This is a genomic window from Streptomyces sp. NBC_00885, assembly GCF_045207475.1.
Classification (GTDB): domain Bacteria; phylum Actinomycetota; class Actinomycetes; order Streptomycetales; family Streptomycetaceae; genus Streptomyces.
The window spans coordinates 6,382,106-6,397,918 of record NZ_CP108796.1; the positions used below are offsets into that span (position 1 = coordinate 6,382,106).

15 protein-coding genes and 1 pseudogene are annotated in these 15,813 nt (G+C 68.8%); 11 read left to right on the plus strand and 5 right to left on the minus strand.

All coding sequences use genetic code 11. The features are described 5' to 3' along the window. Window positions 1-75: 75 nt before the first annotated feature. The 4 genes and pseudogenes from OHA61_RS28895 (at window position 76) to OHA61_RS28910 (ending at window position 3,478) form a co-directional block, all read left to right on the plus strand. Entirely contained in the window at window positions 76-1,296 is a 1,221-nt protein-coding gene (locus OHA61_RS28895; protein WP_406305500.1) for a sensor histidine kinase, read from the plus strand. After that, window positions 1,293-1,979 (plus strand): response regulator, encoded by a 687-nt coding sequence (locus OHA61_RS28900; protein ID WP_406305501.1) that lies wholly within the window; start codon window positions 1,293-1,295, stop codon window positions 1,977-1,979. The genes OHA61_RS28895 and OHA61_RS28900 overlap by 4 nt, the downstream gene beginning before the upstream one ends. 25 nt (window positions 1,980-2,004) lie before the next feature. Next, window positions 2,005-2,715, plus strand: a pseudogene (locus OHA61_RS28905) (efflux RND transporter permease subunit); the annotation flags it as partial. A gap of 85 nt (window positions 2,716-2,800) precedes the next feature. Beyond that, window positions 2,801-3,478, plus strand: coding sequence for an alpha/beta fold hydrolase (locus OHA61_RS28910; RefSeq protein ID WP_406305502.1), 678 nt, complete (start codon window positions 2,801-2,803; stop codon window positions 3,476-3,478). Between the two features lie 78 nt (window positions 3,479-3,556). Here OHA61_RS28910 and nadA read toward each other — a convergent pair whose 3' ends face one another. After that, window positions 3,557-4,747 (minus strand): quinolinate synthase NadA, encoded by a 1,191-nt coding sequence (gene nadA, locus OHA61_RS28915; RefSeq protein ID WP_406305503.1) that lies wholly within the window; start codon window positions 4,745-4,747, stop codon window positions 3,557-3,559. 276 nt (window positions 4,748-5,023) lie between these two features. Between nadA and OHA61_RS28920 the strand changes: the two genes are divergently transcribed. Next, window positions 5,024-5,380 (plus strand): iron-sulfur cluster assembly accessory protein, encoded by a 357-nt coding sequence (locus tag OHA61_RS28920; RefSeq protein WP_030933606.1) that lies wholly within the window; start codon window positions 5,024-5,026, stop codon window positions 5,378-5,380. Between the two features lie 85 nt (window positions 5,381-5,465). Here OHA61_RS28920 and OHA61_RS28925 read toward each other — a convergent pair whose 3' ends face one another. Together OHA61_RS28925 and OHA61_RS28930 are read right to left on the minus strand one after the other, a co-directional pair. Continuing rightward, window positions 5,466-6,944: a hypothetical protein gene (locus OHA61_RS28925; protein ID WP_406305504.1), complete on the minus strand. Its 1,479-nt coding sequence runs from the start codon at window positions 6,942-6,944 to the stop codon at window positions 5,466-5,468. Between the two features lie 118 nt (window positions 6,945-7,062). Continuing rightward, window positions 7,063-7,269: a hypothetical protein gene (locus OHA61_RS28930; protein ID WP_324972025.1), complete on the minus strand. Its 207-nt coding sequence runs from the start codon at window positions 7,267-7,269 to the stop codon at window positions 7,063-7,065. A gap of 130 nt (window positions 7,270-7,399) precedes the next feature. Here OHA61_RS28930 and OHA61_RS28935 point away from each other — a divergent pair, with 130 nt between their 5' ends. Next, window positions 7,400-8,374: a carbohydrate kinase family protein gene (locus tag OHA61_RS28935; RefSeq protein WP_324972028.1), complete on the plus strand. Its 975-nt coding sequence runs from the start codon at window positions 7,400-7,402 to the stop codon at window positions 8,372-8,374. Between the two features lie 106 nt (window positions 8,375-8,480). On the opposite strand, the gene OHA61_RS28940 is transcribed toward OHA61_RS28935, so the two are convergent. Next, a complete protein-coding gene (locus OHA61_RS28940; protein ID WP_406305505.1) occupies window positions 8,481-9,863 on the minus strand; it encodes a cysteine desulfurase/sulfurtransferase TusA family protein in 1,383 nt (460 codons plus the stop codon). Window positions 9,864-10,112: 249 nt separating this feature from the next. On the opposite strand from OHA61_RS28940, the gene coxB reads away from it, so the two are divergent. The 4 genes from coxB (at window position 10,113) to OHA61_RS28960 (ending at window position 14,572) form a co-directional block, all read left to right on the plus strand. Continuing rightward, window positions 10,113-11,069 (plus strand): cytochrome c oxidase subunit II, encoded by a 957-nt coding sequence (gene coxB / locus OHA61_RS28945; RefSeq protein WP_406305506.1) that lies wholly within the window; start codon window positions 10,113-10,115, stop codon window positions 11,067-11,069. Beyond that, a complete protein-coding gene (ctaD, locus tag OHA61_RS28950) occupies window positions 11,066-12,805 on the plus strand; it encodes a cytochrome c oxidase subunit I (RefSeq protein WP_406305507.1) in 1,740 nt (579 codons plus the stop codon). Before coxB ends, ctaD begins: the two co-directional genes overlap by 4 nt. Then, window positions 12,802-13,200 carry a cytochrome c oxidase subunit 4 gene (locus tag OHA61_RS28955; RefSeq protein ID WP_324972041.1) on the plus strand — a complete coding sequence of 133 codons (399 nt, stop codon included), beginning with the start codon at window positions 12,802-12,804 and terminating at the stop codon, window positions 13,198-13,200. Before ctaD ends, OHA61_RS28955 begins: the two co-directional genes overlap by 4 nt. Window positions 13,201-13,321: 121 nt before the next feature. Then, window positions 13,322-14,572 (plus strand): Ig-like domain-containing protein, encoded by a 1,251-nt coding sequence (locus tag OHA61_RS28960; protein ID WP_406305508.1) that lies wholly within the window; start codon window positions 13,322-13,324, stop codon window positions 14,570-14,572. A 16-nt stretch (window positions 14,573-14,588) separates the two neighbouring features. Here the strand turns inward: OHA61_RS28960 and OHA61_RS28965 are convergent, their stop codons facing one another. After that, window positions 14,589-14,993, minus strand: coding sequence for a hypothetical protein (locus tag OHA61_RS28965; RefSeq protein WP_406305509.1), 405 nt, complete (start codon window positions 14,991-14,993; stop codon window positions 14,589-14,591). A gap of 178 nt (window positions 14,994-15,171) precedes the next feature. Between OHA61_RS28965 and OHA61_RS28970 the strand changes: the two genes are divergently transcribed. Next, the gene (locus tag OHA61_RS28970; RefSeq protein WP_266477278.1) at window positions 15,172-15,792 is read left to right on the plus strand and encodes a heme-copper oxidase subunit III; all 621 of its coding nucleotides are present in this window, start codon (window positions 15,172-15,174) and stop codon (window positions 15,790-15,792) included. The last annotated feature ends 21 nt before the right edge of the window (window positions 15,793-15,813 follow it).

The window sequence follows — 15,813 nt, forward strand, 5'->3', positions numbered from 1 at the left end:
GCGGGGCATTCTGCTGTTTTCTGCTGTGCTCGCGGGTGTACGCGGCTGCCGCGGCACGCCGTACCGTTGCTGGATGTGACCTCACTCGCCACCGGGTTCGCCCGCACCCAGCACTGGCTCCGCGCGCATCCGCTGGCGCTGGACGGCGCGCTGGCCGCGGTTGTGCTGATCTGCATGATCGCGGGGTCCTTCGCCGACCCGAACGGGCGGCACGGCCCGGAGTTCGGCGGCCGCACCCCCGAGCTGCGCAGTGTGGTGCTGATGGTCCTGGTGGCCGGGGCGCTCGTCTTCCGCCGCCGCAACCCGATGGCCGTCCTGGTCTTCACCGGAGTGGTGTCCGTCTTCGAGCTGGTCGTGGGGGAGCCGCCGGCCCCTGTCGCGATGAGCGCGGTGATCGCGCTCTACACGGTCGCCTCGCGCACCGACCGGCCCACCACCTGGCGGGTCGGCCTGCTGACCATGACAGTGCTGACCGGCGCGGCGATGTTCTTCGGCTCGCCCCCCTGGTACACGCAGGAGAACCTCGGCATCTTCGCCTGGACCGGGATGGCGGCGGCCGCAGGCGATGCCGTGCGCAGCCGCCGCGCCTTCGTCGACGCAATAAGGGAACGGGCCGAGCGCGCCGAGCGCACCCGCGAGGAGGAGGCCCGGCGTCGGGTCGCCGAGGAGCGGCTACGGATCGCCCGCGATCTGCACGACGTGGTCGCGCACCACATCGCCCTGGTCAATGTGCAGGCCGGAGTAGCGGCGCATGTCATGGACAGACGCCCCGACCAGGCCAAGGAGGCCCTCGCCCATGTGCGGGAGGCGAGCCGCTCAGCGCTCAACGAACTGCGTGCCACGGTCGGACTGCTGCGGCAGTCCGGCGACCCGGAGGCCCCCACCGAACCGGCCCCCGGCCTGGACGTCCTCGACGAGCTGGTCCTCACCTTCCGGCAGGCCGGACTGCCGGTCGAGGTGGCCCGCGCCGACGACGGCGTGCGGCTTCCGGCCGCCGTCGACCTCGCGGCGTACCGGATCATCCAGGAGGCGCTGACCAATGTGCAGAAGCACGCGGGCTCGGACGCCAAGGCCGAGGTCAGCGTAATCCGGGTGGGTCCGACGCTGGAGGTCACGGTCCTCGACAACGGCGTGGATCCCGACGGGCAGACGGACGGCGGCGGCCACGGTCTGCTCGGGATGCGCGAGCGGGTCACGGCGCTCGGCGGGGCGCTGACCGCGGGCCCCCGTTACGGCGGCGGCTTCCGTGTGCAGGCGATACTTCCTCTCAAGACCCGTACGGGGGAGGACAGATGACGATCAGGGTGCTGCTCGCCGACGACCAGACACTGCTGCGCAGCGCGTTCCGGGTCCTGGTGGACTCCGAACCCGACATGGAGGTCGTCGCCGAGGCCGCGGACGGCGCCGAGGCTCTCGCCCTGGCACGCTCCGCCAAAGCCGATGTGGTCCTGATGGACATCCGGATGCCCGGTACGGACGGGCTCGCCGCGACCCGCATGATCAGCGCGGACCCGGAGCTGGCTCATGTACGCGTCGTCATGCTCACCACCTTCGAGGTCGACGAGTACGTCGTGCAGTCGCTGCGGGCCGGGGCCTCGGGCTTCCTCGGCAAGGGCGCGGAACCGGAGGAACTGCTCAGCGCCATCCGGATCGCCGCCGCGGGCGAGGCACTGCTCTCGCCGGTCGCCACCAAGGGCCTGATCGCCAAGTTCCTCGCGCAGGGCGGCACGTCGGACGACGGGCAGGAGACCCAGGCGTACTCCGAGCGCCTTGCCGGGCTCACCGGCCGCGAGCGCGAGGTCCTCGTCCTGGTCGGCGGGGGCCACTCCAACGACGAGATCGCCGAGCGTCTCGCGGTCAGCCCGCTGACGGTCAAGACCCATGTGAACCGGGCGATGGCGAAACTGGGCGCCCGCGACCGCGCCCAATTGGTGGTTGTCGCGTACGAGTCCGGCCTGGTACGTCCAAGGGTGGAGTGAGCCGGCGGCCCGCATACTCCAGCTGCGGGCTTCGGAGGCGGTACGGGCCGAGGTCGCGAAACTCGACGACGTCACCGACGTACAGAGCGACCTGGCACAGAGCATCCCGCGGATCTCCGTCCGGGCGAACGCGAAGGCCGCGGACGCGGGCTTCAACGAGACCACGCTGGGTCTGGCGGTCGGCCAGGCGGTGCGCGGCACCCCCTCGGGCAAGGCGATCCTCGACGACACCGAGCGCGATGTCGTCATCACCTCCGCCAAGCCGGCCAAGACGCTGGCCGAGCTGCGCGAGCTCCCGCTCGGCCCGGTGAAGCTCGGTGAGATCGCCGATGTGAAGCTGGTCCCCGGCCCGGTCTCCATGACCCGGATCGACGGCTCGCGGGCCGCGACGATCACGGCGAAGCCGGCCGGCGACAACGCGGGCGCGGTCTCCGCCTCGCTCCAGAGCAAACTGAAGTCCCTGGACCTTCCGGAGGGCGCGACCGCCTCTATCGGCGGCGTCTCCTCCGACCAGGACGATGCGTTCGCCTCGCCGGGCCTGGCGATGCTGGCGGCGATCGCCATCGTCTTCATGCTGCTGGTGGCTACGTTCCGGAGCCTGGTCCAGCCGCTGATCCTGCTGGTGTCCATCCCCTTCGCGGCGACCGGCGCGCTCGGTCTGCTGATCGTGACGGGTACGCCGATAGGCGTACCGGCGATGATCGGCATGCTGATGCTCATCGGCATCGTGGTCACGAAGCACCGCACCCGGCGGCGGTCCCTTGCGGGGGACGCTGCCGGGTGTGGTGCTTTTCGGGTCATTTCGGGGTAAGGAGAGCCGCATGACGAGGTACGTACTGATCCCCGGCGCGGACGGCCGCGCGTGGTACTGGCACCTGGTCGTGCCCGAGCTGCGCGCACGTGGCCATGACGTGGTGACGGTGGACCTGCCCCAGGAGGAGTCCGCGGGGCTCGCCGAGTACACCGACGCGGTCGTGCGGGCGATCGGCGCGCCGGCGGGCGGCGAACTCGTCCTCGTCGCGCAGTCGCTGGGCGGATTCATCGCCCCGCTCGTCTGCGAGCGCATCGCCGTGGACGGGCTGATCCTGGTCAACCCCATGGTGCCTGCCCCCGGCGAGAGTGCGGGGGACTGGTGGGCGAACACCGGTCAGGCAAAGGCCCGTGCGACCTTCGCGGTGCAGGAGGGCCGGAGCCCGGACGCGGCCTTCGACATGCTGACCGACTTCTTCCACGACGTTCCGCAGGAGGTGACCGTGGAGGCCATGACCCAGGGCGAGGCCGGACCGACGGTGGCCGTGTTCACCCAGCCCTGGCCGCTCGGCTCCTGGCCGGACGTCCCCACCCGCTGCATCCAGGGGCGTGAGGACCGCTTCTTCCCGCTCGACTTCCAGCGCCGCGTCGTGCGAGAACGACTGGGCATCGCCGTCGAGGAGATGCCCGGCGGCCACCTCCTCGCACTGAGCCGCCCGGCGGAACTGGCCGAGCTGATCTGCCGCTGAGCCCTGCCCCCTGTCCGCAAAGGGGGGTGCCCCGGCCGCGATCGGCCGGGGCGCCCCCTCACAGGCACAGCGCAAGCCTTACGGCAGCGCCAGCATCCGCTCCAGCGCGAGCTTCGCGAAGCTCTCCGTCTCCTTGTCGACCTGGATCCGGTTGACCAGGTTGCCCTCGGCCAGCGACTCCAGCGCCCACACCAGGTGCGGCAGGTCGATGCGGTTCATCGTCGAGCAGAAGCAGACCGTCTTGTCGAGGAAGACGATCTCCTTGTCGGGGTGCGCGTTCGCGACGCGGCGGACCAGGTTGAGCTCGGTGCCGATCGCCCACTTGGATCCGGCCGGGGCCGCCTGAAGCGTCTTGATGATGTACTCCGTCGAGCCGACGTAGTCCGCGGCGGCCACGACCTCGTGCTTGCACTCGGGGTGGACGAGGACGTTCACGCCCGGGATCCGCTCGCGCACGTCGTTGACCGAGTCCAGCGAGAAGCGGCCGTGCACCGAGCAGTGCCCGCGCCACAGGATCATCTTGGCGTCCCGCAGCTGCTCGACACTCAGCCCGCCGTTCGGCTTGTGCGGGTTGTACAGGACGCAGTCGTCGAGCGACATGCCCATCTCGCGCACCGCGGTGTTGCGCCCCAGGTGCTGGTCGGGGAGGAAGAGCACCTTCTCGCCCTGCTCGAAGGCCCAGTCCAGCGCACGCTTCGCGTTCGACGACGTGCAGATCGTGCCGCCGTGCTTGCCGGTGAAGGCCTTGATGTCCGCCGAGGAGTTCATGTACGAGACGGGCACGACCTGCTCGGCTATGCCGGCCTCGGTCAGCACGTCCCAGCACTCGGCGACCTGCTCGGCCGTCGCCATGTCGGCCATGGAGCAGCCGGCGGCCAGGTCGGGCAGTACGACCTTCTGGTCGTCGGAGGTCAGAATGTCAGCGGACTCGGCCATGAAGTGCACACCGCAGAACACGATGTACTCGGCCTCCGGCCGGGCCGCGGCGTCCTTGGCCAGCTTGAAGGAGTCGCCGGTGACGTCGGCGAACTGGATGACCTCGTCGCGCTGGTAGTGGTGGCCGAGGACGAAGACCTTGTCGCCGAGCTTCTCCTTGGCCGCGCGGGCGCGCTCCACCAGGTCCGGGTCGGACGGGGACGGCAGGTCGCCGGGGCACTCCACGCCGCGCTCGCTCCTGGGGTCGGCCTCGCGGCCGAGCAGCAGCAGGGCGAGCGGCGTCGGCTGGACGTCGAGCTCAGGGCGGGCTTGGGCGGTGGTCACGTCACGCACCCTTTCTCTTCTGCAGAGGCACTTCTCGTCTATTTGACGCTATCTATCATAACTGCTTCACGTCACTTTGACGATGTCCATAGCGTCGATGTGACGCACCCCCCTGCTCCCTCCCGTACACCCCCGGTACACCCCGCTGTCCACAGGTCGCTGCCCCTCGCTGGGCCGGTGTGCGAGCATGAAGGGGAAAGACCAGGGCTCGCCCGGAATGAATCCCGGGCCCCGCCGGTTGCAACCGTCGGCAAGCAGTCTCCGTACAACCCGGGAGAGAAGCAGATGTCCGTATCGGACGAGACCACCACCGTGAGCGACGGCATCCTCCTGTCCGACGCCGCCGCCGCCAAGGTCAAGGGCCTGCTGGAGCAGGAAGGCCGGGACGACTTGGCGCTGCGCGTGGCCGTTCAGCCCGGCGGCTGCTCGGGCCTGCGCTACCAGCTGTTCTTCGACGAGCGCTCGCTCGACGGCGATGTCGTCAAGGACTTCGACGGCGTGAAGGTCGTCACCGACCGGATGAGTGCCCCGTACCTGGGTGGCGCGTCCATCGACTTCGTGGACACGATCGAGAAGCAGGGCTTCACGATCGACAACCCGAACGCCACCGGCTCCTGCGCCTGCGGCGACTCCTTCAGCTGAGGCTTCGTACCTCGCACGTACGAAAGGCGGCGGCCCCGATGCCGGGGCCGCCGCCTTCGTCTGCTGCTTTTCCTGTGCCCGCGTGCTATTTCGCCGGGACGGACGGCCTCGCCGGCACGGCCTCACCCGTCGCCGCGTCCACGACCTTCCGGTCTCCCAGCGGCTTGTCCAGCGACACCTTCGCGGTGATCTCCTTGGCGATGGCGATGCAGACCCGGCCGGGGTCGGGATTCGTCTCGACGATCCGGACCGTCACCGAGGTGCCGCTCTCGCTCGCCTTCGCCGCGTAGTCGCTGCACACACCGCCCCAGAAGGTCAGGGCCAGAGTCCGCCCGCTCACGGTGTAGGACTCGATGCGCCGGTCGGACGGCGCCGGGGGAGTCTGCGGTGGCTCGGTCGGCCTGATGTCCTGCTGCGGCGGAGTGGTCTCCTTCAGATACTTCGGGTCCACCGCGAGCTGTGTGACCGTGAACGGCTGGGCGCCGCCCTTCGGCTTCACCTCGAACAGCCACGAGGGTACGAGCGCCTGCTGCCCGTCCACGTACTGCGCGGCCAGACCGAAGACGGCCTTGGTGACCGTCAGTTGCTCCGGACCCTTCACCGCGCTCTTCGGCATGCAGGGGGACTCGGGCTTCTGCTCGCCCTCCAGCGGAACCGGCGTGGCGCAGCCGCCGATCCCGGTCGTGCCGCTGCCCCGTGAATCCTTGTTCAGCTGCTTCAGCGCCGCCTGGGCCGAGATCACCGGGTACTCGTCGCTCTTCACGGGCGTCTTCAACTGCCCGCTGCCGCCCACCACATGACCGTCCGCGCCGACCTGGATCCCGGTCGTCCAGCCGTAGGTCGGCAGCCCGTCGACCAGCGGGTCGGCGTTCACCACGCGCACCGCGCCCATCAGTTGGCGTGCGTCCAGATCGGCGTCGCTCTGACCGAGCGCCTTCAGCACGGGCGACGCGGCCTTCTTCGCGGCCTCCTCACTCACCGGGCTCGCGCCCGTGGGCGAGGTCTCGCCGCGCGCAGGGCACTCCTTGCCCTTCAGACAGTTGTCGCCACCCGGTACAGCCATGAACCGGGCGAAGGTCCAGGTGCCCGGAGCCTGCTTGTTGACCTGGAGCAGGGGGCCCGCGCCGTCCTTGTCCGCCCCGATCTTCCAGGCCGGGCCGACCAGCCGGGGTGCGCCCGGCAGACCGAGCGCCTTCGCCAGCCGGGTCACCTCGGCCGCGGTCACGGCGCCCTTCGTACGGTGGACAGCGGCCTCGGCCGGTCCGGCCGGCAGCTTGCCCTCGGCCGTGTAGACCGCTCCGCCGCCCGAGGGGTCGGGTTCACCGGGCGCGATGCCGCCCCGGTCCCCGCCCTCCGTACGGCCTTCGACCGCGAGCGGGGGCGGATTCCCGTCGTGGCCCGGCGCGCCGCTCTTGGCGTCGGCGCTGTCGTTGCCGCCCCCGAAGCCCGCGGTCGCGAAGTACGTACCCCCGCCTGCGACCAGCACCGCCGCCGCCACCGAGGCGACGGCGAACGGGGAACGCCGGCGGCGGGGGCCGAGTTGCGTGTCCTGCGTACTGCTCACCGCATCGCTCCTTGTCTCCGTGACCCCGTCGGGCGGGGTCACGGATGGGACGGAGCGGGGGAGCGCACGGTTCCCTTGTGCGCGCTCAGTTGTGCGCTCTGGGTTGTACGCCCTTGACTCAGTCGCCGTATTCGGACATGGCGTCGAGCAACCTGGCCGAAGACGCCGGTACCACGACACCATGGATCTGCGACGGAGGCACGGGAGCGGGAACGGCGGCGGCGGGAACCACCCAGTGGGGCGCCATTCGCGCGCAATCTCCGCGGAGCTGGGCCAGACTGATCTCGGACTCTCGCGGCTCGCGCCGGGCGATGGGCTTCGTCATATCCGCACCGTATGCATCGAGAGTCCATGACAAAAGACCTACTATCGGGTAGTTTCCGCACTTCAGTGCGGGCGCCCAAACCCGGTAGCGTTAACTGTCAACGCCACCCCGCCACAGGAGCGTCCTCGCCGTGCGAATCGCAGTCACCGGCTCCATCGCCACTGACCACCTCATGACTTTCCCCGGCCGCTTCGCCGACCAGCTGGTCGCGGACCAGCTGCACACGGTCTCCCTCTCCTTCCTGGTCGACAACCTCGATGTCCGCAGGGGCGGTGTCGGCGCCAACATCTGCTTCGGCATGGGCCAGCTGGGCAGCGGGCCCATCCTCGTCGGCGCGGCCGGATCCGACTTCGACGAGTACCGCGCCTGGCTCGACCGCCACGGCGTGGACACCTCGTCCGTCCGGATCTCTGAAGTCCTGCACACGGCGCGATTCGTGTGCACCACGGACGCCGACCACAACCAGATCGGCTCCTTCTACACCGGCGCCATGAGCGAGGCCCGCCAGATCGAGCTGAAGTCCGTCGCGGACCGGGTCGGCGGCCTCGACCTCGTCCTGATCGGCGCGGACGACCCCGAGGCGATGCTCCGCCACACCGAGGAGTGCCGGACCCGCTCCATCCCGTTCGCCGCGGACTTCTCCCAGCAGATCGCGCGGATGAGCGGCGACGACATCCGCACGCTCCTGGACGGCGCCACCTACCTCTTCTCCAACGAGTACGAGAAGGGGCTCATCGAGTCCAAGACGGGATGGACCGACACCGAGATCCTGGGCAAGGTCGGCACCCGGGTCACCACTCTCGGCTCGAACGGCGTCCGTATCGAGCAGGAGGGCGAGGAGCCGATCGAGGTCGGCTGCCCCGAGGAGGACGCCAAGGTCGACCCGACCGGCGTCGGTGACGCGTTCCGCGCGGGCTTCCTGTCGGGCCTGTCCTGGGGCGTGGGCCACGAGCGCGCGGCGCAGGTGGGCTGCATGCTGGCGACGCTGGTGATCGAGACGCTGGGCACCCAGGAGTACACGCTGCGCCGGGCGCACTTCATGGACCGCTTCACGAAGGCGTACGGCCACGACGCGGCGGCCGAGGTCCGGACCCACCTGAAGTAGGACCCGGGGGCTCCGCCCCGGACTCCCGCGCCGTATTCAGCCCGTCCGGCGTTCGAGGACGTGCGGCCGAAGCCGGTGTACGGGGGTCCGGGGGCGGAGCCCCGGTTCACACCACCCGCCGCACCACATACGCCACGCCCCGCTCCGCCCCTTCCTCCCCGACATACTCCTGCCCCCGCATCTCGCACCACGCCGGAATGTCCAGCCGCGCCGCTTCGTCGTCCGAGAGCACCGTCACCGTGCCCCCCACCGGCACGTCCCCGATCACCTTCGCGAGTTCGATCACCGGGATCGGGCATCGCTTCCCGAGCGCGTCCACGACCAGGGACGCCGTGCCCGCGGTCGCGGTGTGCGAGACGGGCGCGCCGAGGCGTTCGCGTACCTCCGCGACCACCCCCGGCAGGACCTCCAGGAAGCGGTCGACGTCCTCCTCCGGCGTCCCGAGGGGGAGCGAGACGCGGACATTGCCCTCCGAGAGCACCCCCATCGCCCTCAGCACATGGCTCGGCGTGAGCGTGCTGCTCGTACAGGAGGAGCCGGAGGAGACGGAGAACCCCGCCCGGTCCAGTTCGTGCAGCAGAGTCTCTCCGTCGACATAGAGACAGGAGAACGTGACGAGGTGGGGGAGCCGGCGCACCGGGTCGCCCACCACCTCCACATCCGGGACCAGCTCCGGCACGCGCGCGCGGATCCGGTCCACCAGGGCCCGCAGTCGTACCGCCTCGTCCGCCGCCTCCGCCCGCACCGCCCGCAGCGAGGCCGCCGCCGCCACGATCCCCGGGATGTTCTCGAAGCCCGCCGACCGCCCCGACTCCCGTTCGTCGGCGGGACCTTGGGGGGCGAACCGGACACCCTTGCGTACGGCGAGCAGCCCCACCCCCGCCGGGCCGCCCCATTTGTGCGCGCTGCCCGTGAGCAGCGACCAGTCCCCGGCCACCGGTCCCCACGCGAGTGACTGCGCCGCGTCCACCAGCAGCGGCACCCCGGCAGCCCGGCAGGCGTCGGCGACCTCGGAGACCGGCTGCTCCGTGCCGACCTCGTGGTTGGCGGACTGCAGACAGGCCAGTGCGGTGTCCTCGCGCAGGGCCGCGCCGAACGCGGCCGGGGACACCGCGCCCGCCCGGTCCACGGGGACCTCGGTCACCGTCCCGCCCTCCGCCCCCTCGTACGCGCCCGCCGAATGGAGCACCGAGGAGTGCTCCACCGCGGAGACGACCAGGTGACGCCCGACACGCCGACGCGCGGCGAGCGCGCCGGAAATTCCCAGGTGAACCGCGCGCGTCCCCGAAGGAGTGAACACGAGCTCGTCCGGGCGGCAGCCCACGGCCTGAGCCGCCGCCTCCCGCGCCGCGTCCAACAGCAGCCTGGCGCGCCGCCCCTCGCGATAGAGCCGGGCCGGGTCGGCCCAGCCCTCGTCGAGGGAAGCCTGCAGGGCCTGCCGGGCGACCGGGTGCAGCGGAGCGGAGGAAGCGACATCGAAGTAAGGCACATCGCCACGCTAACTCCAGTACGCGGAAGGGGCGTCAGAAGCCTGCCGGAGGCCGGGATTCCAGGGGCTTTCCATCCCTTCGGGGTGTCGGACGGCGCGTTGGGCACCCTCCCCGCGCGACCCCAAATAGCGTCCAGTAGGGTTTGGTCCGCATAAACATCCAAACCCCTGCCCGCGTCAGGGCCGGCGACCGACCAGCGAGACGGCCGCGGCATGCCGCGCGGGCCGAGACTCTCGGGAAGGCGCTACGTGAGTCCCAACGGCTCCGACCGCTCGTCGCGGCGCCCGATGCGGCGGAAGCTGCTCCAGGTGCTTACCGCGGGCGTGGTCCTGGCGACCGCCTCTGGTTGCACATACAAGGACTTCCCCCGCCTGGGTATGCCCACCCCGGTAACGGAAGAGGCCCCTCGGATCCTCTCCCTCTGGCAGGGCTCGTGGGCGGCAGCGCTCGTCACGGGCGCGCTGGTGTGGGGTCTGATCATCTGGAGCATCATCTTCCACCGGCGCAGCCGCACCAAGGTGGAGGTACCTCCGCAGACCCGGTACAACATGCCCATCGAGGCCCTGTACACGGTTGTTCCGCTCATCATCGTTTCGGTGCTCTTCTACTTCACCGCGCGTGACGAGACGAAGATCCTCGCTCTCTCCAAGCCCGCCCACACGGTCAATGTGGTCGGCTACCAGTGGAGCTGGGGCTTCAACTACATCGAGAACGTGGCTGGCTCCACGGGTGACGCCAAGGCCGACAAGAACCTGGGCGCCATTCCGGACAAGTACCGCGCGGACTTCCCGGCGAACGCGGGCGGCGTCTACGACGCCGGTGTCCCGGGCACCCGGAACCCGCAGACCGGCAACCCGGGCCCGACCCTGTGGCTGCCCAAGGGCGAGAAGGTCCGGTTCATCCTGAGCTCTCGCGACGTCATCCACTCCTTCTGGGTCCTCCCCTTCCTCTTCAAGCAGGACGTCATCCCGGGGCACACCAACGTCTTCGAGGTGACCCCCACCCGTGAGGGCACATTCAGGGGCAAGTGCGCCGAGCTCTGCGGCGTCGACCACTCCCGGATGCTCTTCAACGTCAAGGTCGTCTCCCCGGAGCGTTACCAGCAGCACCTGAAGGAGCTGGCGCAAGAGGGGCAGACCGGCTACATCCCGTCGGGCATTGAGCAGACGGACCCGGCCAGGAATGCGGAGAAGAACCAACTGTGAGCATCCTCAACGAACCTCAGGGTGCCGCCGCAGCAGCTGACGACTCGTACGAGAACGAGCTGCCGGTACGGCGCAAGCAGCCGGGCAATGTGGTCGTGAAGTGGATGACCACCACTGACCACAAGACCATCGGCACGATGTACCTGGTCACGTCGTTCGCCTTCTTCTGCATCGGCGGACTGATGGCGCTCTTCATGCGCGCCGAGCTTGCCCGTCCCGGCACGCAGATCATGTCGAACGAGCAGTTCAACCAGGCGTTCACGATGCACGGCACGATCATGCTGCTGATGTTCGCGACGCCGCTGTTCGCCGGATTCGCGAACTGGATCATGCCGCTGCAGATCGGCGCGCCCGATGTGGCGTTCCCGCGGCTGAACATGTTCGCGTACTGGCTGTACCTCTTCGGCTCGATCATCGCGGTGGCCGGCTTCCTCACCCCGCAGGGTGCGGCCGACTTCGGATGGTTCGCCTACTCCCCGCTGTCGGACGCGGTCCGCTCGCCGGGTGTCGGCGCCGACATGTGGATCATGGGTCTGGCCTTCTCCGGCTTCGGCACGATCCTCGGTTCGGTCAACTTCATCACCACGATCATCTGCATGCGCGCTCCCGGCATGACGATGTTCCGGATGCCGATCTTCGTCTGGAACGTGCTGCTGACCGGTGTGCTGGTCCTGCTCGCCTTCCCGGTGCTGGCCGCCGCGCTCTTCGCGCTGGAGGCGGACCGCAAGTTCGGTGCGCACATCTTCGACGCGTCCAACGGCGGCGCGTTGCTGTGGCAACACCTCTTCTGGTTCTTCGGCCATCCAGAGGTGTACATCATCGCCCTGCCCTTCTTCGGCATCGTCTCGGAGATCATCCCGGTCTTCAGCCGCAAGCCGATGTTCGGTTACATCGGCCTGATCGGCGCGACCATCGCGATCGCCGGTCTGTCCGTGACGGTGTGGGCGCACCACATGTACGTCACAGGCGGCGTGCTGTTGCCGTTCTTCTCCTTCATGACCTTCCTGATCGCGGTACCGACCGGTGTGAAGTTCTTCAACTGGATCGGCACCATGTGGAAGGGCTCACTGTCCTTCGAGACACCGATGCTCTGGACGATCGGCTTCCTGGTCACCTTCACCTTCGGTGGACTGACCGGCGTCATCCTGGCCTCGCCCCCGATGGACTTCCACGTCTCCGACTCGTACTTCGTCGTCGCGCACTTCCACTACGTCGTCTTCGGCACCGTGGTCTTCGCGATGTTCGCCGGATTCCACTTCTGGTGGCCGAAGTTCACGGGCAAGATGCTGGACGAGCGGCTCGGCAAGATGACCTTCTGGACGCTGTTCATCGGCTTCCACGGCACGTTCCTGGTGCAGCACTGGCTGGGTGCCGAGGGCATGCCGCGTCGCTACGCGGACTACCTGGCCGCCGACGGATTCACGACGCTGAACACCATCTCCACGATCAGCTCGTTCCTGCTCGGCATGTCGGTCCTGCCGTTCTTCTACAACGTCTGGAAGACCGCCAAGTACGGCAAGAAGGTCGAGGTCGACGACCCGTGGGGCTACGGCCGTTCGCTCGAATGGGCGACGTCTTGCCCGCCCCCGCGGCACAACTTCCTCACCCTGCCGCGGATCCGCAGCGAATCCCCGGCGTTCGACCTGCACCACCCGGAGATCGCGGCGCTCGACCAGCTCGAGAACCACGGCGCCGGCAGCACGGCCATCACCGGCGGTAAGGAGGCAGGCAAGTGAGGATCCAGGGCAAGATGTTCCTCTGGCTGAGCTTCTTCATCCTCGTCATGGCGATCGTCTATGGCGTGTGGTCGCAGGAGCCGGCCGGTACCACCGCACTCTTCCTGGCCTTCGGGCTGAGCATCATGATCGGCTACTACCTGGCCTTCACGGCCCGGCGAGTGGACGCCATGGCGCAGGACAACAAGGACGCCGATGTGGCGGACGAGGCCGGCGAGGTGGGGTTCTTCTCCCCGCACAGCTGGCAGCCGCTCTCGCTGGCCGTCGGTGGTGCGCTCGCGTTCCTCGCCGTCGCGATGGGCTGGTGGATCCTGTACTTCTCGGCGCCGCTGATCCTGGTCGGCATCTTCGGCTGGGTGTTCGAGTACTACCGCGGTGAGAACCAGAACCAGTAGCGCTGCGTCAGCAACGCACGGGACGGGCCCGGATCCCCCTCACTCCTGAGGGGGATCCGGGCCCCCTCCATTTGCAGTCACTCGGCGCGCCGTTGCCGGGTGATCTTCATAACGTGTGCTTATGAACCACACGCCGCACATCCGCACCGTCCTCAGCTGCACTCTGCTGGTCGTCTCGCTCGGGGCGGGCGCGACCGCGTGCGTCGGCTCGGACAACCCGCTCGCCGCCAAGCCCTTCGACGCCTCCGAGCAGGTCTCCTTCAACACGCCCACCGGCAACGAGAAGGTGGACCCGGACAAGCCGCTGGAAATCACCGCCGAGGGTGACGGCGGCCGCATCACCGACGTGACCGTCATAGATGACTCCGGCCACTTCCTCGCGGGCGAACTCGACGCCGACGGCACCCGATGGCGTTCCACCGGCTCCCTGTCGGCCGGCGCCAAGTACACGGTGAGGGTGGCCACGGAGGACGCGAACGGCGCCCCGGGCGTCCGTACGCTGACCTTCGAGACCGCACCCGCCTCCAAGTTCCTGACGGTCGCGTTCGGCCCCAAGGCGGGCACGTACGGGGTCGGCCAGCCCATCACCGCCGAGCTCAGCCTCCCCGTGAAGGACAAGGCGGCCAGAGCCGTCGTCGAACGCGCCCTGAAGGTCCAGTCCAGCCCCGCCGTGGAGGGCGCCTGGTACTGGGTGGACGACAAGAAGCTGCACTTCCGCCCCAAGGAGTACTGGCCCAGCGGCGCGACCGTGAACGCCGTCAGCAACCTCCAGGGCGTCAAGGTCTCCGCCAAGCTCTACGGCGGCGCCTCGAAAGCGTTGAAGATCACCATCGGGGACCGTATCGAGGCCATCACCGACGCCGGATCGCACCAGATGACGGTCCAGCGCAACGGAGAAGTGATCAAGACCATTCCGGTGACCACCGGCAAGCCCGGCTTCTCCACCCGTAACGGAATCAAGGTGGTGCTCGCCAAGCAGTACTTCGTACGGATGCGCGGCACCAGCATCGGCATAGCGGAGGGCAGTGCCGACTCCTACGACCTGCCCGTCTACTACGCGACACAGGTCACCTGGAGCGGTGAGTACGTGCACGCCGCGCCCTGGTCCGTCGGGTCACAGGGTTACGAGAACGTCAGCCACGGCTGCACCGGGATGTCCACCGGCAACGCCGCGTGGTTCTTCGAGACCGTCAAGGAGGGCGACATCGTCAAGGTCGTCAACAGCGCCGGTGACGAGATGGACCCGTTCGGCAACGGCTTCGGCGACTGGAACCTCGACTGGCAGAAGTGGCTCAAGGGCAGTGCCCTGGTGGCCGACACCCCGGACGGCAGCAGCACCGCCGACGCGGCACGGCTGCGTCCTGAGGTCTGACCGGCGCGGGCGCTGCTCACGCCTCCACGGAGAGCCGGCCGCCGCGCAGCAGGGCGGCCAGTGTGTCCGCGAACTCCACCGGGTCGACCGGAAGGGTCACCGCTGCCTCGGCGCGGCTCCAGGTGGCCAGCCAGGCGTCCTGCGGGCGGCCGATCAGCAGCAGCACGGGCGGGCAGTTGAAGATCTCGTCCTTGATCTGCCTGCAGACGCCCATGCCGCCCGCGGGAACCGTCTCCCCGTCCAGGACGCAGACATCGATACCGCCCTCGTCCAGCCGCTTCAGCACGGCGGGAAGGGTCGCGCACTCGACGAACTCGACCGGGGGAACATCGGCCGCAGGCCTGCGTCCAGCCGCCAGGCGCACTTGCTCGCGCGTGTTGGCGTCGTCGCTGTAGACCAGGACCGTGGCGCTCGACTGCATTGTTCCTCCGAATCGACGGCGGCACTGCATCAGGAACCGATGCGCGGATGCTACTCCGATCAACTGGCTGTCAACAGCTCTTCGGACATGGCTTCGATGGGCCGTTCGGGCTGGACAGAGCCCACTGACACACCGAACGGCACCCCCCGGAGTGAGGGCGGGATAAGCGACCGACATAATGTCGGTCGTGGCGACAGCAACGACAGTAGAAACCGGGCACGCGCACCCGTCGGTCAATCGGCCGAACCTCACCAGCGTCGGAACCATCATCTGGCTGAGTTCCGAGCTGATGTTCTTCGCGGCCCTCTTCGCGATGTACTTCACCCTGCGATCGGTGACGGGCGCAGAGCACTGGAAGGAAATGGCTTCGGCCCTCAACTTCCCGTTCTCGGCGACGAACACCACGATCCTGGTGCTCTCCTCCCTCACCTGCCAGCTCGGCGTATTCGCCGCGGAGCGGGGCGACGTGAAGAAGCTCCGCGCCTGGTTCGCGCTCACCTTCGTGATGGGTGCGATCTTCATCGGCGGTCAGGTCTTCGAGTACACCGAGCTGGTCAAGAAGGACGGCCTCTCGCTGTCCTCGGACCCGTACGGCTCGGTGTTCTACCTGACCACCGGCTTCCACGGCCTGCACGTGACGGGCGGCCTGATCGCCTTCCTGCTGGTCCTCGGCAGGACCTACGCGGCCAGGAGATTCACTCACGAGCAGGCAACCGCCGCCATCGTCGTGTCCTACTACTGGCACTTCGTCGATGTCGTCTGGATCGGCCTCTTCGCCACGATCTACATGATCAAGTAACGGCGCGGGCACTCGCTGCCT